General features: G+C 71.1%; 22 protein-coding genes. 7 read left to right on the top strand and 15 right to left on the bottom strand.

Annotated elements, in window-relative coordinates:
• Positions 1-177: 177 nt before the first annotated feature.
• On the top strand, positions 178-1,629 hold the full coding sequence (locus tag ACWIHT_RS40455) for a PP2C family protein-serine/threonine phosphatase (protein WP_456173558.1): 1,452 nt from the start codon (positions 178-180) through the stop codon (positions 1,627-1,629).
• A gap of 85 nt (positions 1,630-1,714) precedes the next feature.
• Here ACWIHT_RS40455 and ACWIHT_RS40450 read toward each other — a convergent pair whose 3' ends face one another.
• The 4 genes from ACWIHT_RS40450 to ACWIHT_RS40435 form a co-directional block, all read right to left on the bottom strand.
• Complete coding sequence (locus ACWIHT_RS40450) at positions 1,715-2,050, bottom strand: DUF2516 family protein (RefSeq protein WP_456173596.1); 336 nt, start codon at positions 2,048-2,050, stop codon at positions 1,715-1,717.
• A 131-nt stretch (positions 2,051-2,181) separates the two neighbouring features.
• Positions 2,182-2,829 carry a hypothetical protein gene (locus ACWIHT_RS40445; RefSeq protein ID WP_456173557.1) on the bottom strand — a complete coding sequence of 216 codons (648 nt, stop codon included), beginning with the start codon at positions 2,827-2,829 and terminating at the stop codon, positions 2,182-2,184.
• Between the two features lie 104 nt (positions 2,830-2,933).
• On the bottom strand, positions 2,934-3,392 hold the full coding sequence (locus ACWIHT_RS40440) for a helix-turn-helix domain-containing protein (RefSeq protein WP_456173556.1): 459 nt from the start codon (positions 3,390-3,392) through the stop codon (positions 2,934-2,936).
• A 66-nt stretch (positions 3,393-3,458) separates the two neighbouring features.
• The gene (locus ACWIHT_RS40435; RefSeq protein ID WP_456173555.1) at positions 3,459-5,543 is read right to left on the bottom strand and encodes a hypothetical protein; all 2,085 of its coding nucleotides are present in this window, start codon (positions 5,541-5,543) and stop codon (positions 3,459-3,461) included.
• 168 nt (positions 5,544-5,711) lie between these two features.
• Here ACWIHT_RS40435 and ACWIHT_RS40430 point away from each other — a divergent pair, with 168 nt between their 5' ends.
• On the top strand, positions 5,712-6,578 hold the full coding sequence (locus ACWIHT_RS40430) for a phosphotransferase enzyme family protein (protein WP_456173553.1): 867 nt from the start codon (positions 5,712-5,714) through the stop codon (positions 6,576-6,578).
• 64 nt (positions 6,579-6,642) lie between these two features.
• On the opposite strand, the gene ACWIHT_RS40425 is transcribed toward ACWIHT_RS40430, so the two are convergent.
• Complete coding sequence (locus ACWIHT_RS40425; protein WP_456173552.1) at positions 6,643-7,785, bottom strand: FAD-dependent oxidoreductase; 1,143 nt, start codon at positions 7,783-7,785, stop codon at positions 6,643-6,645.
• Between the two features lie 53 nt (positions 7,786-7,838).
• On the opposite strand from ACWIHT_RS40425, the gene ACWIHT_RS40420 reads away from it, so the two are divergent.
• Together ACWIHT_RS40420 and ACWIHT_RS40415 are read left to right on the top strand one after the other, a co-directional pair.
• Positions 7,839-8,531, top strand: a complete 693-nt coding sequence (locus ACWIHT_RS40420; protein WP_456173551.1) for a TetR/AcrR family transcriptional regulator — start codon at positions 7,839-7,841, stop codon at positions 8,529-8,531.
• Between the two features lie 74 nt (positions 8,532-8,605).
• Positions 8,606-9,154, top strand: a complete 549-nt coding sequence (locus ACWIHT_RS40415) for an AAA family ATPase (RefSeq protein ID WP_456173550.1) — start codon at positions 8,606-8,608, stop codon at positions 9,152-9,154.
• Here the strand turns inward: ACWIHT_RS40415 and ACWIHT_RS40410 are convergent.
• Entirely contained in the window at positions 9,144-9,662 is a 519-nt protein-coding gene (locus ACWIHT_RS40410; RefSeq protein ID WP_456173595.1) for a DUF6817 domain-containing protein, read from the bottom strand. The genes ACWIHT_RS40415 and ACWIHT_RS40410 overlap by 11 nt on opposite strands.
• Before the next feature lie 289 nt (positions 9,663-9,951).
• Here ACWIHT_RS40410 and ACWIHT_RS40405 point away from each other — a divergent pair, with 289 nt between their 5' ends.
• The gene (locus tag ACWIHT_RS40405) at positions 9,952-10,872 is read left to right on the top strand and encodes a LysR family transcriptional regulator (protein WP_456173549.1); all 921 of its coding nucleotides are present in this window, start codon (positions 9,952-9,954) and stop codon (positions 10,870-10,872) included.
• Between the two features lie 41 nt (positions 10,873-10,913).
• The gene (locus ACWIHT_RS40400; protein ID WP_456173548.1) at positions 10,914-12,332 is read left to right on the top strand and encodes an SMI1/KNR4 family protein; all 1,419 of its coding nucleotides are present in this window, start codon (positions 10,914-10,916) and stop codon (positions 12,330-12,332) included.
• On the opposite strand, the gene sigJ is transcribed toward ACWIHT_RS40400, so the two are convergent.
• From sigJ to ACWIHT_RS40365, 7 genes are all read right to left on the bottom strand, one after another.
• A complete protein-coding gene (gene sigJ, locus ACWIHT_RS40395; protein WP_456173547.1) occupies positions 12,333-13,262 on the bottom strand; it encodes an RNA polymerase sigma factor SigJ in 930 nt (309 codons plus the stop codon).
• A 67-nt stretch (positions 13,263-13,329) separates the two neighbouring features.
• Positions 13,330-14,115, bottom strand: coding sequence for an SDR family oxidoreductase (locus tag ACWIHT_RS40390; protein ID WP_456173546.1), 786 nt, complete (start codon positions 14,113-14,115; stop codon positions 13,330-13,332).
• A 14-nt stretch (positions 14,116-14,129) separates the two neighbouring features.
• On the bottom strand, positions 14,130-14,558 hold the full coding sequence (locus ACWIHT_RS40385; RefSeq protein ID WP_456173545.1) for a hypothetical protein: 429 nt from the start codon (positions 14,556-14,558) through the stop codon (positions 14,130-14,132).
• Positions 14,559-14,616: 58 nt separating this feature from the next.
• Positions 14,617-15,249, bottom strand: coding sequence for an RraA family protein (locus ACWIHT_RS40380; RefSeq protein WP_456173544.1), 633 nt, complete (start codon positions 15,247-15,249; stop codon positions 14,617-14,619).
• The gene (locus ACWIHT_RS40375) at positions 15,246-16,343 is read right to left on the bottom strand and encodes a phosphotransferase (RefSeq protein WP_456173543.1); all 1,098 of its coding nucleotides are present in this window, start codon (positions 16,341-16,343) and stop codon (positions 15,246-15,248) included. Before ACWIHT_RS40375 ends, ACWIHT_RS40380 begins: the two co-directional genes overlap by 4 nt.
• A gap of 151 nt (positions 16,344-16,494) precedes the next feature.
• Complete coding sequence (locus ACWIHT_RS40370) at positions 16,495-17,229, bottom strand: HAD family hydrolase (RefSeq protein ID WP_456173542.1); 735 nt, start codon at positions 17,227-17,229, stop codon at positions 16,495-16,497.
• Positions 17,229-18,110, bottom strand: a complete 882-nt coding sequence (locus ACWIHT_RS40365) for a FadR/GntR family transcriptional regulator (protein WP_456173541.1) — start codon at positions 18,108-18,110, stop codon at positions 17,229-17,231. Before ACWIHT_RS40365 ends, ACWIHT_RS40370 begins: the two co-directional genes overlap by 1 nt.
• A gap of 156 nt (positions 18,111-18,266) precedes the next feature.
• Between ACWIHT_RS40365 and ACWIHT_RS40360 the strand changes: the two genes are divergently transcribed.
• Positions 18,267-18,455: a hypothetical protein gene (locus ACWIHT_RS40360; RefSeq protein ID WP_200715320.1), complete on the top strand. Its 189-nt coding sequence runs from the start codon at positions 18,267-18,269 to the stop codon at positions 18,453-18,455.
• Positions 18,456-18,495: 40 nt separating this feature from the next.
• Here ACWIHT_RS40360 and ACWIHT_RS40355 read toward each other — a convergent pair whose 3' ends face one another.
• Both ACWIHT_RS40355 and ACWIHT_RS40350 read right to left on the bottom strand, forming a co-directional pair.
• Positions 18,496-19,404: a winged helix-turn-helix domain-containing protein gene (locus ACWIHT_RS40355; protein WP_456173540.1), complete on the bottom strand. Its 909-nt coding sequence runs from the start codon at positions 19,402-19,404 to the stop codon at positions 18,496-18,498.
• A 250-nt stretch (positions 19,405-19,654) separates the two neighbouring features.
• Positions 19,655-20,917 carry a GNAT family N-acetyltransferase gene (locus tag ACWIHT_RS40350; RefSeq protein ID WP_456173539.1) on the bottom strand — a complete coding sequence of 421 codons (1,263 nt, stop codon included), beginning with the start codon at positions 20,915-20,917 and terminating at the stop codon, positions 19,655-19,657.
• Between the last annotated feature and the right edge of the window lie 132 nt (positions 20,918-21,049).

The following is a 21,049-nucleotide window of genomic DNA, read 5'->3' as shown; positions in this document are numbered from 1 at the left end:
GGCCCCACCGCCGTCCTGCCCAACTGCGGTACAGAACACGGCATATGACTGTGGCTGCCTGCCGGGCGACCTGTCTCACACCATTCCTTTCCGGCGCCCACTAACGCTATGGTCCCGGTCGGTGGGTCGAGGTCCCTCGCCCCACCGCGCCCTCGGGGGGAGGGAAGGAACAGGACGATGCCCGCACCCATACCGCGGCAGAGAGCGATCCCGGCCGCGGAGAGTGGTCAGGCGCCGGCCGCGCCCACGATCGGCGACACCTCGGGAGCGACCTCGGGAGCGACCTCGGGAGCGACCTCGGGAGCGACCTCGGGAGCGACCTCCGGCGAGTTGCCGGGGAGCGCTTCCGAAGGCGCGGAAGCCCCGCGCCCGGAAGCCCCGCGCACGCAGGACACGGTGAACACGGTGAACGACGGCACGGTCACCGGCGCCGGTCCCGGCGGCCCCGCCGGTCACCTCACCCTGCTGATGATCGAGGACGACCCCGGCGGCTCGCCGATCGTGCCCGAGCTGGTCGATCCGACCGGCAAACCGATCCGGATCCGCACCGCCCGCAACCTCACCGAGGCCGAGCGGCTGCTCACCGACGACGTCCACTGCATCCTGCTCGACCTCGCGCTGCCCGCCCCCGGCCGGGCCGCGGACGGCGCCGACGACGAGCTGGCCGTGCTCAAGCACGTGCTGCGCATCGCGCCCCACCACGCCGTCCTCGCGCTCACCGCGTCCGGCGACACCGAGCGCGGCGCCGAGGCGGTCCGGGTGGGCGCCCAGGACTATCTCTTCCGGGACGAGCTGGACGGCCGGCTGCTGAGCCGCGCGATCCGGTACGCGGTGGAGCGGAAACGTTCCGACAGGGCCGAGCGCAAGCTCACCGAGTCCAAGCTGCGCGCCCAGGAGAACGCCCGCCTCGAACGCGGCCTGCTGCCCACGCCCCTCCTCGACGGCTCCCCGCTGCACTTCGCCGCCCGCTACCGCCCCGGCCGCTCCCGCGCGCTGCTCGGCGGCGACTTCTACGACACCGTGCGCACCCCCGACGGCACCGTGCACGCGATGATCGGCGACGTCTGCGGCCACGGCCCCGACGAGGCCGCGCTCGGCGTGGAACTGCGCATCGCCTGGCGGGCGCTGACGCTGGCCGGGCTGTGCGGCGACGAACTGCTCGGCACGTTGCAACAGGTCCTGGAGCACGAGCGCTCCGACGACGAGATCTTCGCGACGCTCTGCACGGTCGACATCGCCCCCGACGGCCGCCGCGCGGGCCTGTGCCTGGCCGGTCACCCGTCCCCGCTGCTGGCCTGCCCCGGCCGCCCGGCCGAACTCCTCCCCTACGACAACAACGGCCCCGCCCTCGGCCTGCTCCCCGGTGCCCGCTGGCCGCGGATGCAGGTGGAACTGGGCGCGGAGTGGAGCCTGATGCTCTACACGGACGGCCTGATAGAGGGCCGGATCGGCCGGGGCCGCCGCGAACGGCTCGGCCAGGACGGCATGGTGGCGATGGTCCGCCGCCAGCTCGCGGAGGGCCTGCGGGGCGAGGAGCTGCTGCGGGCGGCGGTGAACGAGGTCCGCGACCTCAACGGCGGCGAGCTGACGGACGACGTGGCGGTGGTACTGCTGGACCGGGCACCGTGACCCCGGCCACCTGGCCGTAGGGCGTCAGCGTCCGCCGTAGGACTTCAACGGCCGCCGTAGGGCGTCAGCGTCCGGCCGTGGGACTTCAGCGTCCGCCGTTGTACGGGCCGTAGGGGCCGTCGCTGCTGGAGCCGCCTCTGCGGCTGCGGCCGCCGCCGGAGAGGCCGCGGAGGGCCGGGCGGACGTCGACCATGTACACGATCGTCGCGACGAGGCCGATGATCGGCAGGAACGACAGGATGTTGAAGATCAGGTTCACCACGAAGGCGAGCCCGAGAACGATCAGCCAGAACGGCTTGGTCTTCTTGTCCGCCGCGCGATAGGCGTCCTCGCGGCGCGTCGCGGCGTCGACGAGCGCGAAGCCGCTGAACACGATCAGGGCGGTGCTCAACAGCCACATGAACCCTGTGAAGCCCTGCATCAGCACTACGTCCACCACCAGACTCGGCTAGTCATTACGCGGTCACCGTACCCGCAACCGGATTGCCGCTGAAGACAGAACGGGCCGGGCGCTCGTCGAGTGCCCGACCCGTCACCGATCACCCGTTCGTGTCACTTCGCGGGGGGCGTGGTCTTCTTCGCGGTGGTCTTGCGGGCCGGAGCCTTCTTGGCGACGGGCTTCTTCGCCGGGGCGGCGGCGGTGGGAGCCGGGGCCGGAGCGGGCTCCTCGGCCTTCACGACGACCGGCTCGGGGTCGGGCTCGACCGCGACGGCCAGCTCCTCGATCTCGTCGGCCGCCTCGCCGCGCCAGGTCTTCACGGCCTGCTCGCCGTGCTCGGCGACCTTCTCGTACGCCTCACGCGCCTTGACCGCGTACTCGGCGGCGACACCGACCCCGCGCAGCGCGAAGTCCTGGGCGGACTCGCCGAACTTCTTCAGGTCGGCGTCGAGCGTGGTGCCGAGCTTCTTGAGGTCGCCGTCGAGGCTGGTGAGGAACTCGTTGACCTTGGTCTGGAGGGTCTCCTGCGCCTCCTTGGCCTTGGCACTGGCCTCCTTGGCGCGGGCGGCGGCCTTCTCCTGCACGGCCTTCGGGTCGGTGCCGCGCACGGCGTCGATCCGGGCCGGGGCCTCGGCACGCAACTGCTCGACCAGGCCGGGAACCTTCTTGGCCTGCTGGAGGGCGAGGTCGGCGGTGCCGGCGGCGAAGTAGAGGGGGGTGGGGTCGCTCAGGGTCTTGCGGAGGTCATCGGTGATGGCCATGGTGATGGTTCTCCCGGTTTCTGTCAGCTGAGGGTTTTGAGTTGCTTCCGCGTTCGGCGGACGGGCCGAGTCGTCGTCGACAGGCTGTGTCTTCGTCGTCTTCGTCAACCGGCCGTCTGCTCCCGCGGGTCGGCGTCGCTGCCGTCGGCACCGTCGCTCACGCCGGGACCGCTCTCCACGCCCTGGTCCCCGTCGGCGATCTCGAACCCGTTCTCCTTGCGGAAGGACTCGTAGATCTGAAGCAGCACCTGCTTCTGCCGTTCGGTGAGCGTGGGATCGGCGAGGATGACCGCACGTGTCGCGTCCTCCCGTCGGCGCTCCTCTCCGTCCCGCTCGGCGTCGAGGATGCCGGCCCGCACGTAGAGCGTCTCGGCGGAGATCCGCAGGGCCTTGGCGACCTGTTGCAGCACCTCCGCGCTCGGCTTGCGCAGCCCGCGCTCGATCTGGCTCAGATACGGATTGGACACCCCGGCGGCATCGGCGAGCTGCCGCAGGGACAGCTGCGCGGTGCGCCGCTGTTCCCGCAGATACTCACCAAGATTGCCGACGTTGAGCGATGCCATGCCTTCACCTTGCACCACCCTTGCTAACTATTGCAAGCACCTGCTTGCAAAAGTGCGCCACGCCACTCACCGCGCCGCTGCCGCTGCCGCCCCCGCTGCCGCTGCCGCGGTCACAGACACGATGCGGTGCAGGACCGGGATCGGGATGGCCGGGTTCATGACCGCGTCCCCGGCCGTGACGCGGTCGTGCAGCAGGTCGGCGAGGACGCGGGACGGCAGTTGCGGGTTGCGTGTCGCGGTCGCGCGGACGTGGCTCGCCGGGTCGTTGAGCAGCCGTACCGCGTCGGCCGGTGACAGGCGGGGGTCCTGAGCGGCGCGGTGGCGGACCTCGGCCTCGGGGTCGCGGGCGAGACGCGCGACGTCGGCGGGCGTGGACTCCGGATCGTCCAGGGCCAGGCGGCGCATCCGTCCGACGGGGTCGTCGGCGTAGCGCAGCAGGCCCGTGCGGGGGAAGTTGGGGTGGCTGCGGGGGCGGCCGGGGTGGCTGAAGCTGCCGTCCCACCAGCGCCAGACCTCCAGCAGCAACTCGGCCGGCGCGTCGTCGCACGACTCGGCGAGGAACAGGCCGACCACCCGGTCCTCGTCCCCGGCCAGCCGCTCCACCACGTCCGGTGGGAGATGCCGGGCGCGGGCCACGCTGCGGCGGACGAGCGGATGCGGCGACACGGCCAGGCGGCGCATCGCGTCGGCGTCGCCGTGCAGGCTCGCGACCCAGGGCAGGGCGTGCGACATCGACATCGACGCCGGGTCGAAGTCGTGGCGCACCTCGGCACGTTGTTCCTCGGTGAGGTCGGCCCGCAGCGCCACCGTCGAGCGGATGGCGTCGTCGGGGTCCTGTGCCAGGACGGCGACACCGTGCGCTCCGAGCCCCGGGTTGGCGGCCAGTGTCCGGCGTACCTCCGCGTCCTCGTCCCGGACCAGTTCCGCCTCCAACTCGGGTGCGAGACGGCACTGTTCGAGCGCTCGCCGGGGCGCGGGGAGCGCGGTGAAGTTCTCACGGGGCATGGGGACGGCGGTGTGGTGGGCGAGCAGTGCCGCCGTTCGCACCGCGTCGGCGGTGTCGGCCAGCAGCCGTTCCCGCAGGGGTGCGGCGAGGTCCTCCCAGCGGGCGCAGGCGGCCGCCCGCACCCGGGGATCGGTGTCGGCGGCGAGGCTCGGGAGGTGACGGGCGGGGAGCCCGGGGAGTGCGGCGGCCTGGGCTCGGGACGTACCGGCGAGGAGGTCGTCGTACAGGTCCTCGGGGAGTTCGGCGCCCCAGTCGTGGGCCCGCCCGGCCCAGAACACGCGCCGGCTCGGGGACGGTTCGGCGCGGACCAGGCGTGTCCACTGGTCGGACGTGAGCTTGGGCCGGAAGGTGTCGGCGGGTGCCGACCGCACCCGCGGATCGGGGTGCGTGAGCGCGGCGTCGAGGACGGCGGGCCGGTCGCAGCCGTCCAGGAAGCCCTCCGTCACGTCCAGCAGCCGGATCAGCAGGTCGTCCGGTGCGGCCGGATTGAAACCGATCCCCTCCGCCCAGCGCACGGGCCACGCGGGCCGACCGGGCACCGCCGCCCACACCTCGGCACGCTCGTCCTCCGTCTCGCGCCCGGCGGCCTCGGCCGCCTCCACCAGCCGCTCGGGCAGCCGGTCGAAGGCCGTCACCCGGGGCCTGCCCGCCTGCCCGTCGAAGGCCGCCGCGCGAGGCCCGTCAGCCTGCCGGTCGATGGACGCCACCCGCGACCCGTCCGCCTGCCCGTCACGGGCTGCCACCCGCGACCCGTCCACCCGCCCGTCACGAGCCGTCACCCGCGGCCCGTCCGCGCTGGGCACCGCTGCCAGCAGTACCTGTCCGTCGAGGGAGAGCGCCACGAACCCGGGGTCGTCGGTCAGTTCCGGCACACCGTCGCCCGTGTACCGGACGTGGGTCCACCAGTCGTCGTTGCCGCCGATCCGGTACCCGAGGACGGCCACCAGGAAGCCGCCGTCGGCATCCGCGAGGCGCCGCCACCACTCGGCGTCGAGCGCTTCGCGGGCCGCGCCGTCCGGCGCCGCGATCCCCCGCGCGATGCGCCAGCCGGCCTCCGGCGGGAACAGGCTGCCCGGGCCCACGTCCTCGACGACCGTGAGTCCGGCACGCGCGAGCAGTTCATGGACTTTCTCTTGGCGCTGCACGCGGTCATGATCCCCGCCGGGTCGTGGTGGGACAAGGTTCGCCGCCCGCCCGACCCCTTGAGGCGCCAACTCCCGTTCCCTGTAAGGAAGCTGAGCCTCGTCGACGGAGGCGATCATGGCCGCCGATTATTCGGCACCGCCCTCGGTGAACCATGTCAGGATGCGGGGATGGAGACGACCGACGTCACGCGTGCGATCGCGGCCGCGACTGCGATCGCCGTGTCGATCGGTCTGGCCGCCGACGACGCCGTCGTCCTGCACAACTCGAACAAGCTGGCTCTGCGGCTGTCGCCGTGCGACGTCTTCGCCCGGGTCGCCCATGTGGGGCAAGAGGTCGCGGGGTTCGAGGTCGAACTCGCCCAGCGGCTCGTCGAGGCCGGATGCCCGGTGTGTCCCCTGGAGCCCCGGGTGGACCCGCGGGTGTACACGCGCGACGGCTTCGCGGTGACGCTGTGGACGTACTGCGAGCCCGTGTCACCTCGCACCGCACCGGTCGACTACGCCAAGGCGCTGGAGCAACTGCACGCCGGCATGCGCGAGGTCGATGTGCCGGGCCCGAGGTTCACGGACCGGATCACGGAGGCCGAAGAAGTCGTCGCCGACCCGGATCGCTCGCCCCAACTCGCCGACGCGGAACGCGTGTTCCTCGGCGGCAGGCTGGCGGGCCTGCGGCGGGCGATCGAGGACCGCGGCGCCGTGGAGCAACTGCTCCACGGCGAGCCGCATCCGGGCAATGTGCTCGGCACGAGGAACGGCCCGTTGTTCATCGACCTTGAGACGTGCTGCCGCGGACCCGTCGAGTTCGACCTCGCCCATGTTCCCGAGGCGGTGTGGGAGCACTACCCGGACATCGACCAGGGGCTGCTGGACGAGTGCCGGCAGGTCGTCCTCGCGATGGTCGCCGCGTGGCGCTGGGAACTCGGCGACCAGTTTCCGAACGGGAGATGGTTCGGGGAGGAACTCCTGCGCGCACTGCACGACGGTCCGCCCTGGCCGACACTCGACACGCTGCACGCGCGATTGGGCGGCCAGTAGAAACCAGTCAGTGGAAGCGTGGAAGCCAGTCTGCAGAAACCCTTGGGGGGCGCTACGACTGGCGCTACGACTGCACCTCGTCGAAGACCGCGATCGCTTCGGCCGGGTCCGGGCTCACCAGGCGTTCCAGGCCGGCCGTCGTGATCTCGGCCCACTTGCCTGACCGTGCCCACATCCGTTCCTCGAAGGCGCGGACGATCTCGTCCAGATCCTGGGTACCGGTGGCGGTAGCGATGGCGATGGACTCGGCGAGTTCGGCGCCGTCCAGCATCGCGAGGTTCGCGCCGACGCCCAGTGGGGGCATCAGGTGGGCCGCGTCGCCCAGGAGTGTCACGCCGGGGACGTGGGTCCAGGTGTGGGACACGGGGAGGACGTAGAAGGGGCGGTGGGCGAAGGCGGTGCCGCGGCGGAGGAGGTCGAGGACGGGGGCGGACCAGCCGTCGAACAGGGTCAGCAGGCTCGACCGCACGGCCTCGGCGTCGGCCGGGTCCACGTCCAGTTCCGTGTGCCAGTCCAGCGGTGCGCGGAACTTGCTGTACACCTTCACGTGCCCGCCGCTGTTGCGCTGGGCGACGATGCCCCGGTTCGCGCCGTACACGGCCACGGAACCGTCGCCGATCAGCCGGGCGAGGTCGGGGTGGCGGGTGTCGACGTCGTCGAGGGAGGTCTCGATCGAGGTGACGCCGGTGTAGTGCGGCACCACCGGCGAGACCGCCGGACGGACCCGGGACCAGGCGCCGTCCGCGCCGACGACAAGGTCGTACGACTCCTGTCGCCCGTCCGCGAACTCGACGAGTACGCCGTCCCGGGCCCCCGGCACCACCCGTGTCACGCCCTGCCCCCACCGGGCGTCGAGGGCGTCGAGGGTGCCGATCAGCAGGTCACGGAGTTGACCGCGGTCGATCTCGGGATTGGCCAGGTCGTCCGGGCCGGGCAGCCAGTCGCGCAGGACGGTCCCGTCCGGGTCCAGGATGCGCATGGCCTGTCCCTCGGGACGCGCGAGCGCCTGGAACTCCGCCAGTAACCCGGCCTTGTCCAGGGCGAGTTGGCCCAGCTTTTCGTGCAGGTCCAGTGTGCCGCCGGGGGGACGGGCGTCGGGGCCGGGGTCGCGTTCGAGGACGGTGACGGGGTGGCCGTGGCGGTGCAGGACGCGGGCGAAGGTGAGGCCGGCGGGGCCAGCCCCGACGACTGCGATGCGATGTCTCATACCGATACACTGTATTGATTCGGTGCGCCGTATCGCAACAGTACGATGCGTTCATGACTGTGTGGGACCGTCCGGAGCCGCCGACCCGGCCCGTGCCGCTCGACCGGGAGCGGATCGTCGCCGCCGCCGTCGCGCTGGCCGACGAGGGCGGGCTGGAGGCGGTGTCGTTGCGCAAGGTCGCCGCCCGGCTGAACGCGGGCCCGATGCGGCTGTACGGCTTCATCTCCACCAAGGAGGAGCTGTTCGACCTCATGGTGGACGAGGTCCAGGCCGAGATCCTCCCCGAGGAGCGGGCCGGTGACTGGCGGGAGGCGCTGCGCGTCCTCGCCCACCGCACCAGGCTGGCCGCCCTCCGCCACGAATGGCTGGCCGACCTGCTCGGCAACCGTCCGAGCCTGGGCCCGAACGGCCTCGCCGTGACCGAGGCCACGCTGGCCGCCCTCGACGGTCACGCCGACATCGACACCGTCATGCGCGCGGTGGAGACCGTCAGCGCGTACTTCACCGGCGCGATCAGACGCGAGACCGCGAACCTGCGGGCCGAGCGCGCCACGGGCCTGTCCAAGCTCGACTGGCAGCGCGCCTCCGGCCCGCACGTGACGAGGATGCTGGCCACGGGCCGCTTCCCGGCACTGTCCAAGGCCGTGCACGACGGCACGGACGTGGACGCCGAGACCACCTTCGCGACCGGCCTGGACTGGGTCCTCGACGCGGTGGCCGCCAAGCTCGACGGGCCACCGACGTAACCGGCGGACCCGATGTAACCGGCGGACCCGATGTCCCGCTCCCCGCTCCCCCGCCAGCCGCTAGCGTCGAGCCCATGATCGTATGGCTCAACGGCACCCACGGCGCGGGCAAGACGACGACGAGTCCGCTCGTGCAGCAACTCATCCCGGATTCACGGGTGTTCGACGCCGAGAAGGTCGGCGAGACGCTCATGGACATCTCGCCGGGGCTGCCCGCGACGGACAACTTCCAGCACTGGCCGCCCTGGCGGCAGCTCGTCGTGGAGACCGCACGGCGCGTACTCGACTACACCGGCGGCACCCTGGTGGTCCCCATGACCGTCCTGGTCGAGCAGTACTGGCGCGAGATCAGCACCGGCCTGGCCCAACACGCCATTCCGGTACGGCACTTCGTCCTCCACGCGGACCAGGACACCCTCCGCGGACGGATCGCGGGCGACACCGTCCTCGGCCCCGACTCCCCGTTCCGGCTCCGTTACCTTGAGCCCTACGCCGACGCGGCCCGCACCTGGCTGCACCGCGAGGCCCATGTCGTCGACACCACCCACCTCACGCCCGCCCAAGCCGCCCGGCGGATCGCGGAGTCCGTCGCGGAGTCCGTCACGGAGTCCATCACGGCGTGAGGCCCAACCGGCAGGCCGACCAGGCGGGTTGGCTCAGCAGGGGCCTGAACCCGGTGAGGAGGGCGAGGAGTTCGGGTCCCCATCTCTCACGGAAGGCGAAGTCGTGGTGGGCCAGGTCGAGTTCGTTGGCCGCGGTCAGTTCGGCGAGGTCCCGGCGCAGGCGCGGGTCGGGAGTGTGGGCACGGCCCGTGAAACGGTCCCGGAAGACCCCGTCGGCCTCCGCGAGCCCGGGGTAGGTGGCCTTCCTGTCGCACGCCCCGTAGAGATACACGATGCCTTCCGCCTCCGCGCCGATCACCTCGGCGAGTTCGGCGCGGCCCGTGTCCACCGGCAACAGGGCGATGGGGAAGCCGTCGGTGCCGTAGCAGGCGTGGCACAGGCCCGCGAGTTGGAGGGCCGGACGGGCGCCCCAGTCGGCGAGGCGGTCCCGGACGCGTCGGAGGTGGGCGGCGAGAGTGCCGCCCGGGTGCGTGATGTCCGCGGCGCCGAGCCGGAGGAGCAGTGCCACGGCCGCGTCGGCAGCGCCAACACCACGGGCGGAGTGACCAGTTGACGTAGGAGAGTCAGACACGAACCGGTCTCCTTCCGTCGCTCGTCGGAGGCAGGAGGCAGGAACCAGGAGGTCGGCACCCGTCCGTGTCTTCGCCTTGGGTCCGGACCGGCAGGCGAAGGCGCCGGACGGGTTGCCGCCTGGGCCCTGGGCCCTGGGCCCCGGGCCCTGTACTGATCGTCGTCGAGTCCGTGACCCCCGTCAATCCTATGGATTTCCGTCAACACCCAAGCTGTAGCTTGGGGTTGTGACTCTGGAGGATCTGCGTGTCTTCGTGGCCGTGTGCCGGGCGGGGAGTCTCAGCGCCGTCGCCCGTGACCTGGGCCGCACCCAGTCGGCGGTGAGTCAGCATGTGAAGCGGCTGGAGCGGGAGGCCGGCGTGCGCCTGCTGGAGCGTCGGCCGCGAGGTGTCGTACCGACGGACGCGGGGCGGGTGTTGTGCGAGGCCGCCTCGGAGAGTGTGGCCGGGCTGGAGCTGGCCATGCGGCGGCTCGGGGACCTCGTCAACGGCGACGGCGGCTCGGTGCGGGTCACGACCGGCGGGACCACCGTGCGGCACTTCATGGCGGAGGCGGTCGTCGCCTTCCGGCAGCGCTACCCGAAGGTGGGTCTTGAGTTCCGTACGGAGACCTCAAGCCGCGCCTGCTTCGACGCGCTCGGCGCCGGTCACCTGGACCTCGCGTGGGTCACGATCGACGGCCCGGTGCGCGGGATCGAGCAGCGTCCCGTCGTAGAACTGCCGTGGGTGCTGGCCGTCCGCGCCGACGATCCGCTCGCGGCCCGGCCCCGCGTCGACACCGCCGAACTCGACGGCATCAGCCTCATCCGCCTCCCCCCGAACTCCACCTCGGGCGCCCGACTCGACGCCGCGTTGGCCGGACTCGGCGTCCGGAGCAGTTCCGACACCGGGGTCGCCGACTGGGACACCGCGCTCCTGCTGGCCGAACTCGGCCTCGGTCACGCCCTCGTCCCCCTCCTGCCCGGCTGGGAGACACCTGGCACCGGCCCGCTCCGCCTCGTCCCCCTCCCCGACCTGCCCCCGCTCCCGGTCGGCTGGGCCGTCCGCCGCTGGGACGCCCTCACCCCGCTCGCCCGCACCTTCGCGGACACGGTCGCCCGCAGCTGTACGGAGCGGGTCGCGCGCGCCCGACACCGACAGTTCGAGTAGCGGTGAACCCGTTGTCAGTGGCGGCGCGTACGGTCGTCGGCATGGCTGATCAAAGGCAGTCGCCGTCGTCGATACACGACTTCGCGACCTGGGAACCCCTGCTACGGCTGCTGGGCGCCGACCGCGAGAGGCGGGACGGCGGCGCGTCCGCGGGTTCCGTCCGAGTGGCGGGACGTATCAGGGAGCACGGCTGGAGTCTGGACCTACGGCGACCGCGGCCGGCGCCGGGCCGGGCCCTCCAGATGGAGGACGTGCAGGAGGAGCACGACGCGGCGGAGCGGGTGCAGGGCGCGCTCGCGGACGCCGGAATCGACAACGTCTCCTTCTCCGCGGAGATATACCGGACCGGACGGGTCATCCTGCACCTGTTCGACCCGAGCCCGGCGGTCGAAGCGGGCGTCGGCAACCCGCACCCCGGCGCGCTCGTCCTGGTCGACGGTGCCGTTCCCGAGCCTTGGCGGCGGCTTCCCGACCCGGTGACCGGGACGGCGGCGGCGCCCGCGCCCTCGGCGGACCCGGAGGCGTTGGCGAGGTCGCTGCGCGAGCGGCTGCCCGGCGCCATCGGCGCGACGGAGGAGGAGATCGCCGCCGCCGAGACCCGCCTCGGGTTCGCGCTGCCCGCCGAACTCAAGGCGCTCTACGGCGTGACACGGGCCCGTTGGGAGGACCACGACGGCGACGACGAGTCGGAGGAGCGCGAAGCCGAGGCGCTCGGCTGCGAGCCCTTCGACCTGGACGGCCTGTACGTCGCCGACGCGTCGTACCGCCGCAGCGCCTGGGGAATCGGGGCGCTGGAAGCCGTCAACACCCCGCCCGACGCGGCGGTGCAGGGCCTCGTCGGCTCACCGGGCTGGATCGTCTTCGGCGACAACGGCGGCGGCGACCGGCTGGCCGTGGACCTGACCCCCGGCCCGCGGGGGCACGTGGGACAGGTCATCCTGCTCTCCCACGAGGAGGACACCGGCGCCGCGCTGATCGCCGACTCGCTCACGGACCTGGTGCTGGGCCGACTCGCCGCGGAAGCGGAACCCGCGGGCCCTCGGAAGCGGCAACCACCCATGGTGGCCCGGGTCAACATCCGCAACCTGAAGAGCGTCGAGGCCGCTGCGCACCCCCGTCTCGAAGTGCTGTCCATCGGGGTGTGGGAGGGTGCGCCGCTCAGCCTCGCCCCGGTCCTCGGGCTGCCCGGCCTGCGGACCCTGACCGCCTACCCGGGCACGCTGGCCGACCCGTTGGAGATCGCCGGGCTCACCGGACTGGAGTTCCTGGAACTCGGCCCGGAGGACTGGCGGGTCCTGCTCGACGCCGACGCCGTGCCCCGCGGCCTGTCGGCCGCCGAGATCATCGCGCACGGGGAATGGAACCCGCTGCCGTACGTGACCCTCGCCAACGAGATCCTCGCCCTCTGGGACCGCCCCCTGATCGTCCAGACGATCCTGGAAGGAGAGCTGTCGGCCTAGCTAGTCCAATCCACGCGCACCGCCCTCGTCCTCGCCCTCGCCCTCGCCCTCGCCCTCGTGCCCCGTCCAGGCCCGCAGCTTGTCCGGGTTGACCACCAGCCACAGGTCGGTGATCAGCCCTTCGCGCACATCCGCCGCGAGCACGGCGAAGGTCGTGCCGGCGATGCGGACCGAGACACCGGGCGTGCCGTTGACGTCCTCCTCGACGAGTTCCATCTCGGGTTCCCGGCGCATGAGGCCGAGGAAGAGGCGGGCCACCTTGTCCCGGCCGACGACCGGTCGCAGCGCGGCCCGCACCTTGCCGCCGCCGTCGCTGCGCGACTCGACGTCGGGGTCGAGCAGGGCGACGAGCGCGTCGAGGTCACCGGTCTCGCAGGCCTCGCGGAACGCGGAGACGACCCGCCCGTGCTCCTCGGCCGTACTGCCGCCGGGCGGCCTGCGGGCGAGCCGGTGGCGCGCGGACGAGGCGAGTTGGCGGCAGGCGGCCGGGGTGCGGCCCACCGTCTCGGCGATCTCGGTGAACGGCAGGCCGAAGACGTCGTGCAGGACGAAGGCGACGCGCTCCGCCGGAGTCATCGAGTCCAGCAGCACGAGCATGCCCATGCTGACCGACTCGTCGAGGGTGATCCGGTCGGCGGGATCGTCCGCGCCCGCGCCGCCCGTGCTGGCCCAGGTGCCGCTGTGCCGGACCGGCTCGGGCAGCCACTCCCCGGTGTAGCGCTCGCGCCGGGCCCGCGCCGACCCGAGCTGGTCGAGGCAGATCCGCGAGGCGACCCGGGTCAGCCACGCGAGCGGCGCCTCGATCTCCCGCTGCGCCTCCTCCGACAGGGCGTACCAACGGGCGTACGTCTCCTGTACGACATCCTCGGCGTCCTGCACCGAACCGAGCATCCGGTACCCGAGGTTGAGCAGTCGGCGACGCTCGGCCATGAGGGAACCGAGGGTGGGATCGCCCGATCCGGGCGGCGAAAGCGGCGGCGGGGTGGGCACGGCGTGGTCATCCTCCCTGGACGGCGGGTGGCTCGATGTGCTGGACATGCTGTGCGAGCCATTCGTCGAAGGTCTGGCTGCCCCGCGGCCCCAACGGCTCGCCGGGGAGCGGCAGTTGCCCGTCCCCCGTCATCGCCGTCCCGGTCGCGCCCGGCATCCGTACCGGCAGCAGCAGCCGACGCTGGTGCCGGGCCCGCAGCAACCGCCGCACCATGTCGACGAGTTGCTCGACGCGCGGCCCGGCGAGGTCGGGGGCCATGCCCCGGGCCGGGGCGAGGGCGAGTTCGACCAGGTGCCGGGCCACTTCGCGGGCCGCGACCGGCTGGGTCCGCATCCGGGGCACCACGGCGAGGGGCCCCGGGACCCGGTCGAGGGTCTGCGCGGCGAACTCGTGGAACTGCGTGGCGCGCAGCACCGTCCACGGCAGCGGGCCGCTCGCCACCACGTCCTCCTGCCGGAGTTTGCCCCGGTAGTAGCCGAGGCCGACCCGGTCGATGCCGACGATCGACAGCACCACGTGATGCCGTACGCCGGCCCGTGCGCCCGCGTCGAGGAGGTGGTGCCCGACGGTGTCGAAGAACGCGACGGCCTTCTTCGCGCTGGTCGTCGTCACATTGCTGACGTCGATGACCGCGTCCACCCCCTCCAGCGCGGCATCGAGCCCGGCGCCGCCCGCGAGGAGGTCCACGCCCCGCGAGCGGCTGAGCACCACGGGTTCCTGTCCGGCCGCGGCCAGCTCCTCGACCACGTACCGGCCGACCAGCCCGGTTCCGCCCGCCACCGCGATCCGCATACCGTTCCGCTCCTTCACTTGGTGTCACCCCGTCGCGCCGAGAGGGCGGTCACCGGCACCAGCAGCACGGCCGCCAGCAGTACGAGCGCGGCCAGGAAGACCACGTTCAGGACCTGGTCCCGCGTCCCGTACATGTCGAGGTGCTGTACGTGATAGCTGAAGTGCAGCACGTTGAAGACCAGCCACACCGCACCCGTCGTCTGCACCAGCCTGGTGTTGTGCGCCTGGCGCAGCGCGACGAGCGTCAGACAGGCCAGCGCGAGGAACATGGCTCCCGCGTCCTTGGCGAGGTGCTCGTTGTAGGGGCCCAGCTGGGGCAACCAGCTCAGTCCGAGGCCCGGGAAGTTCGCGTACCACTGCGTCGGCGCGAAATAGGCCCAGGTTCCTGTGTACAGCGCGACCACGGCCAACAGACCGAGGCTGACGTACCGGATTCTGTTCATACGTCTACGACGACACAGCCCCCGAGAATGTCAGGGCAGCGGTCGGAGTTCCAAACCGTCACCCCTCAAAACCGCCCGCGCGCAACAACTCATCCACCCGCGCCCGATGCGCCGTCTCCCAGTCGTCGAGGGTCTCGGTGGACTCCTTCTCCAGGCGGGACCGGGCAGCGGTGAGGATTTCCGCCTGGCGGTCGGCCGGTACGACGACGATGCCCTCCTCGTCGGCCACCACGATGTCTCCGGCGTCGACCGTGGCGCCGCCGCAGCGCACGCGTTCGTTGAGGGGGAGTACGGCCTTCTTGATACCGGGAATCGGGATGATTCCGCGGGCGAGGACGGGGAAGCCTGCCGCCCGTACCTCGCCGAGGTCGCGGATCACGCCGTCGAGGACGAAGCCGGCGATGCCGCGTCGCTGGGCGATGGCGCAGACGTTTCCGCCGGCGAGGGCGTAGTCCAGGTCGCCCGACTCCACCACGATGATCGAGTCCGGCTCGGCGCGGTAGATGGCGGCGTGCAGCATGAGGTTGTCGCCGGGCGGGCAGCGGACGGTGAAGGCCGGTCCCGTGAGACGCGGCAGAGGGCCCCACAGGGGCCGGATGCCGATGTCCATGACCCGTTCACGGCCGAGGAGTTCGGCGAGCGTGGTGGTGGGGATGTCCTCGAAGTCGGTGAAGTCGGTGGCATCAGTCATGCCCCGGACGCTACCGCCCCTTCGACGGCCGTCGGGGCGGCCGTGGCGACCCAGCGTACGAGTGCCTCGGCGATCAGGGGTCCGCTCGGAACCTCGGCCAGGCCCAGGGGCTTCGCGGCGGCCCGCATGATCGTCCGCAGTTTCCGGACCGCCGACGGAAGCCGGGCCTCGTCGACCCGCGATCCGTCGCGCAGGGACAGCGACAGCCGGATGACGTCGGTGAACACCGACTGCGCTCGCTTGAAGGCGAGGATGCGGTCGAGGTCGTCCTGCCAGCCCCGCACGCTGCCGGGACGTACGTCGCCGACGGCTTCCGCCCAGTCCTCGGCCATACGGCGTTTCTGTTCCGCCGGATAGGACATCAGGTAGAGGTGGGTGGCGAGGTCGTAGAGCGGGTCTCCCAGCATCGCCAACTCCCAGTCGATGGACCAGAGTTGATCGAAGGGGTCGAGGACGAAGTTCTCCCGGTGCAGGTCGGCGTGGAGCAGGGAGAAGTCGCGTCGGGTGAGTCCGGAAACGTTCTTTCTGAGCTGGACGAACGCGTCGGGGTGGAGGCCGAGGGCCGTGAAGAGCCGCCCGAAGTCGGGGGAGTTCTTCTCGTAGACCTGCTTCTCCACGAAGACGATGAGCCGTTCCAGGAAGCCGTCGCAGTCGCCGTCCTCCGCGCGGTCCTGGACCTCGCAACTGCGTTCCACTTCAAGGGTGTCCGGTGTTACCTGCGCCAACTCCCCGAACAGGGCGACGATCTGACGGTGGACCGCGTCCGGGACCCGCCGGTCGTCCCACGCGCGGGACTTGAGGGTGCGGCCCTCGATGAAGACCTGCAACGCCATGCCCTCCACCTCGTGGACGACGGGGATGCGGGTGATGCGTCCGTCCAGTGCGCGGAGCAGGGCCTCTTCCGACCGGAAGCACCTGCGGTCGAACCACAGGATCCGCTCGCGCGGTTCCCTGAGTTTCACGGTCCGCGTCTCGCCCGGCATGGTCAGCACATAGGTCTCGTGGTGGTAGCCCTCAAGGGGGCCGGCGACCACGCCGCTTTCGCCGACCAGTGCGACGGCTCGCCGCCGGACACCGGTGAGTTGGGATGTCATTCGCTGGTTTCAGCCCGTTCCGGTTGAGCCGATGTAAGGGATGACGCACGTTACTCCAGAGGTCTGGAGCGACGCCGGAGAACCCGCCCATTTGAACCGCCGCGGGGGACGGCACGTACATCCGACCGGGGTGGCCCGCCCTACTGTCCCGCTACGGCCGCCGTACAAAGTCGAGTAGGGGCTCGAAGGAGTCCACGACGGCCTCTGCTCCCGCTCGGCGCAGCAACGTTTCCTTGGACGGTTTACCCGCGTAGCCGAGGAACGGGATGCCCGCCTGGCGGGCCGCTTCGAAGTCCGAGGGGGTGTCGCCGATCATCAGGGCGTCGGCCGGGGCGGCGCCCATCGCGCGCAGGGCCCGGTTGAGGCAGTAGGGGTTGGGCTTCAGAAGGTCGAGGTCGTTCGTGCGGCCGTAGACGTGCGGGGTGAAGCAGTCGAGCAGGCCCCGGCCGTGGAGGTAATCCATCACCGTGCGCGGGGAGTTGTTGGTGGCGACGGCGAGATGGACGCCGACGGCGCTCCAGGTGCGTATCAGCGGGTCCGCGTACGGGGTGGGGTACGCCGAGTCGACCGCCTTGAGTTCGTGCTGGGTGAGCAACTCCCCCAGTTCGTCGACCAGATCGCTGCGCGGGTGCCGCTTGTTGACCGCGTGCAGGACGAACTGCGGATCGGGGTGCTCACGCTCCTCCCGCGTCAACAGCTCTCTCAGCCCCTGCCGTTCCAGCCAGGACACGAGGTCCTTCGCCACATCCTCCGCCGAGAGTCCCGCGAACAGCCGGCAGATCGGGCCGTCGAAGTCGAAAAGGACGAAGCGAGCACCGTTGATCAATTCCCGTACGTTGCCTGTCTCTTCTGTCACCGGAACAGTCTGCGCCGCATAAGGGGTCACTAAGCGAGTGTGAGGTCGGTCGTGATGGTTTCCCAGAGGGCGTCGAACCACTTCTGGGATTCCTCGACGAACGAGGCGTCGCGCTGACCGGCCTGCCGCTGGAAGGAGAAGAGGAGGGACTGGCTGCCGAGCACGTCGTACATGTCCAGGGTCTGGCTGCCGTACTCCTCCTCCCGTCTCGTGAGCATGTAGTAACCGAGCAGCGCCTCCTCGCCGTTGAGGAGATACAGCTTGACGGGCGGGGTGAAGGGCAGGGCCCGGAAGGTGACCTTGACGTCCATGCCGTGGGTGGCGCGCAGGGACAGCAGGTTGTGCTGGAGCACCTGTCCCTGGGAGTTGCGCATCAACAGCCAGCGCTGGTGGACCGAGTCGTCCTCGCCGGTGTCGTCGACCGGGACGGGGAAGGCGAGGGTGATCTCCCTGGAGGGAACCAGGATGCGGACCTCTATCGACCGGGGGGTGAGGCGGCCCTCGTGGATCTGGCGGAGGGTTTCGCCGATGGCCAGCATCAGGGTCTCGGCGGTGTGGCACACGACATCGATACGGACGTGCGTCGCCGAGAACGCCGCCGCCAGACGTGGCGCCAACCCGACCATCGTCGTCTGGGGTTCGCCGAGCGCGGGGGCCGGCGGTTCCGCGATCCTGGGCGGGCTCCCCTTGCTGACGTTGGTGAGCAGCCCGGCCTCCTGGAGGACCCGCAGGGCCTGTCGTACGTCGCCCCGGGCCACGCCGAACTCCTCCGCCAGGTCGGCCTGGGTGGGCAGGCGGTCTCCCGCCTTGAGGTCACCGGCACGGATACGGTCCCGTAGGGCGTCGGCGATCTCCTGGGGCGAGAAGCTTCTGCTGCCGTTCACTGCCACGTTCTCCTGGGTCACGACCAAACGGTATAACTCTGCCCCATCTAAGGGGAGTTGTTTGGAACTTGATTGTGAGTAGGTGTGAGTAGGTACCAAACGGGAACAACTTAAGCAGAGTTGGTTGCCAACTTCTCCGAGTTGGTGGAAGTTTTGCTTCCGTAGCCCGAAGGGGGAACCACCGTGCCTGCCATCGCCCTCCTGTCCGCCGTCTTCGTCGTCGGCTTCGAACAGATCGTCCAGTGGAAGTTCGGCGCCACCGGCATCATCGGCCTGCTCCTGATCTCCATCGGCATCAAGGCCAAGAGCCCGGCCATCAGCTCCATCGGGGCCGTCGTCCTGGCCCTGCTGTTCACCGGACCCGCTCTGTGATCCGAAAGCCGCCCCCCGGATCAGCCACCGCGGGAGGCGATCAGCTCGTCAGCCTCAGCTCCGAACTGATCGTCTCCCACAGTGCGTTGAACCACAGCTGGGACTGTTCCACGAACGTCGTGTCCCGCAGTCCCGCGCCCTGCTCGAACGCGAAGAGCATCGACTGGGTGCCCTCCGCGTCGTACATCTCCACCTGCTCCTGACCGATCTCCTCCTCGCGCTGGCTCAGCGTGTAGTACGCGAATAACGCCTCCGAGCCGTTGAGCAGGTACAGCTTCACGGGCGGGGTGAAGGGGAGGGCGCGGAACGTGATGTGCACGTCGATGTCGTGCGTCGCGCGCAGGGCCAGCAGATTGTGCCGCAACACCTGCCCCTGCGCGTTGCGTTGGGCCAGCCAGCGCTGCTGCGGCCGGCCGTCCTCCGGCGAGTCCACCAGGGACGGGAACGCCAGCTCGATGTCGCTGCTCGGCAGCAGCACCCGCATGTCGACCTTGGCCGGTTTCAGTAGCCCGGCGTGGATCTGACGCAGCGGCTCGCCGATGGCCAGCGTGAGCGAGACCGCCGTCAGACACAGCGCCTCGATCTCCACGTGCGGCTGCGCGAAGGCCTCCGCGATACGCGGCGCCAGGCCCACCATCGTGGGCTGCGGCGGGGCTCCGGGGCCGGTCAGGGCCAGTCCGAGGTCGGGGGCCACGGTCGCCGGGCTCCCCTTGGACACATTGGTGAGCAGTCGCTCGGACTGAAGGATGCGCAGCGCCTGCCGTACGGCCCCGCGCTCGACGCCGAACTCGTCCGCCAGCTTGGCCTGGGTGGGCATGCGCTGGCCGGGCCGCAGGACACCGGACCTGATCCGGGTGCGCAGCTCGTCGGCCAGTTCATGGTGTGACCACTGTGGCCGTGGTGACCTCGACCGTCCATTGACGGTGGCGTGTTCGGGCTCCACGACCAAACCCTACAACTTCTCGCCATCTTTGGGCAGTTCATGGAAAGGTGGTTATGAGACGCATCCAAGAGGAGATAACTAGAGAAGAGTTGGTTACCAACTTAGGTAACTTGGCCGACCGGACCTCTCTCCTGGAGGGGAGCCGAGAGCCCGGTCGGCCGGCTCGACCGCATGGCGACAACCACAACTGAACAGCTACGGATGAGTCCACTGAGTCCACCCACCCGCCGCCAACCGGCCGCACAGCAAGGAGCGTTCAGAAGATGTCCGGGCACCAAGGCCGCCCGGACGTACGCAGCAGGGCGTCGGCCACTCGGGCGGCGCCCGCTCGTTCTTCCCGGACCCGGCCCAGCGCCACGAGTCTCGGCACCGACGCGTCGCCGAGCCACAGCGAGGCCAACTCCCGCACGTCGAGGGCGAGTTCCGCGCTCTCCGTGGTCGGCGCACAGGACGCCCCCTGCGTCGAAGCCGTCAACCGGTAGCGCCCGCCCGCCAGTCCGCCCGCGTCGGTCACCTCGAAGACCAGCATGCCCTCCCCCTCGTACGACCGCGCCTCCATGGCCCGTACGACATCCAGGATCCGCACCCACAGCCAGTCCGCCCGGCTCGTGATCGTGGCCGCGCGCGGGTCCGGCAGGAAGTGGGGCAGCAGATCGTCGGGGCCACGCCAGTCCGACTTCACCTTCGTCACCCAGTCCAGCGAGCAGACGTGCTGCCACAGGGCGCGCTCCGCGGCCGGGCTGGTCGCGATGAGGCCCTTCACCGTGGCCGTGTCGCCGGGCTGCTTCGCGTCGGTCCAGGAGTCGTCGCAGACGTACGCGGCCAGGCCCCGCACCTCGCCGTCCGCCGCGCGGTACACGGCGTAGAACGGGTCGTGCCACGACACCCGGTCCGATCGTACGGCGCCCGTGGCGACCTGCCACCAGCGGTCTTCGCGGTTGATCGCGCCGGGCTGGAGACGGCGCAGCCGCTCGTGCAGTTCGGGGCCGAGCTTGCGGACGTCCTCGGCGTCCACCAGGTCGATACGGCCGCCGTCCTCCGGGGCCGACCAGCGCGGGTCCAGGCCCGCGCGCTGGACATCGATGTCCCACTGGGTCGCGGTGGTGGCCGGACCGAAGCCGTAGCGGCCGTAGATGCGGTACTCGGCGGCGATGAGCGTCGCCACGACGTCGCCGCGCTCCTTCGCCGCGGCGAGGTCCTGGCTCATCATCCGGGTGAGCAGACCGCGGCGGCGGTGGGTGGCCGTCACGCTGACGTTCGTGATGGCGTCGGCGGGGACGGGGGTGCCGCCCACGGCCGTGAGTTCCTGGGGGAAGGAGCGGAAGGTCGCCACGCAGCGGCCGTTGTCGAAGGCGCCGAGGGTGCGGGCGGGGTCGATGTAGCTGGTGCGGTCCGCGCGCTCCGCTTCGGAGACGGTGGGGGTGCGGAGGAAGCCGGTGTTGAGGGCGCGGATCCAGTCGGGGATCTCGGGGGTGGTTACGGGGCGTACGGGGAGGTCGTGCTGGCGGGTGGTGGTCATGGGGTCACGGTAGGGCGGGTGGGGGTGGGTTCGGCGGGGATTTTTTCGCCCCCGCCGCCCCTACCCGTCCCGTCCCTGGGGGCTGCCGCCCCCAGACCCCCGCTTCGGCCCTGAAGGGGCCTCGTCCTCAAG

This window comes from Streptomyces sp. NPDC002276 (assembly GCF_053891435.1).
The sequence above is the reverse complement of the archived record's forward strand: the minus strand, read 5'-3'. Positions and strand labels throughout refer to the sequence as shown.

Excerpts from the sequence above, each read along its gene's own strand:
- ACWIHT_RS40455 (WP_456173558.1), top strand. The coding sequence starts at position 178 with ATGCCCGCACCCATACCGCGGCAGAGAGCGATCCCGGCCGCGGAGAGT.
- ACWIHT_RS40450 (WP_456173596.1), bottom strand. The coding sequence starts at position 2,050 with ATGCAGGGCTTCACAGGGTTCATGTGGCTGTTGAGCACCGCCCTGATC.
- ACWIHT_RS40445 (WP_456173557.1), bottom strand. The coding sequence starts at position 2,829 with ATGGCCATCACCGATGACCTCCGCAAGACCCTGAGCGACCCCACCCCC.
- ACWIHT_RS40440 (WP_456173556.1), bottom strand. The coding sequence starts at position 3,392 with ATGGCATCGCTCAACGTCGGCAATCTTGGTGAGTATCTGCGGGAACAG.
- ACWIHT_RS40430 (WP_456173553.1), top strand. The coding sequence starts at position 5,712 with ATGGAGACGACCGACGTCACGCGTGCGATCGCGGCCGCGACTGCGATC.
- ACWIHT_RS40425 (WP_456173552.1), bottom strand. The coding sequence starts at position 7,785 with ATGAGACATCGCATCGCAGTCGTCGGGGCTGGCCCCGCCGGCCTCACC.
- ACWIHT_RS40420 (WP_456173551.1), top strand. The coding sequence starts at position 7,839 with ATGACTGTGTGGGACCGTCCGGAGCCGCCGACCCGGCCCGTGCCGCTC.
- ACWIHT_RS40415 (WP_456173550.1), top strand. The coding sequence starts at position 8,606 with ATGATCGTATGGCTCAACGGCACCCACGGCGCGGGCAAGACGACGACG.
- ACWIHT_RS40400 (WP_456173548.1), top strand. The coding sequence starts at position 10,914 with ATGGCTGATCAAAGGCAGTCGCCGTCGTCGATACACGACTTCGCGACC.
- sigJ (WP_456173547.1), bottom strand. The coding sequence starts at position 13,262 with ATGGCCGAGCGTCGCCGACTGCTCAACCTCGGGTACCGGATGCTCGGT.
- ACWIHT_RS40390 (WP_456173546.1), bottom strand. The coding sequence starts at position 14,115 with ATGCGGATCGCGGTGGCGGGCGGAACCGGGCTGGTCGGCCGGTACGTG.
- ACWIHT_RS40385 (WP_456173545.1), bottom strand. The coding sequence starts at position 14,558 with ATGAACAGAATCCGGTACGTCAGCCTCGGTCTGTTGGCCGTGGTCGCG.
- ACWIHT_RS40380 (WP_456173544.1), bottom strand. The coding sequence starts at position 15,249 with ATGACTGATGCCACCGACTTCACCGACTTCGAGGACATCCCCACCACC.
- ACWIHT_RS40375 (WP_456173543.1), bottom strand. The coding sequence starts at position 16,343 with ATGACATCCCAACTCACCGGTGTCCGGCGGCGAGCCGTCGCACTGGTC.
- ACWIHT_RS40350 (WP_456173539.1), bottom strand. The coding sequence starts at position 20,917 with ATGACCACCACCCGCCAGCACGACCTCCCCGTACGCCCCGTAACCACC.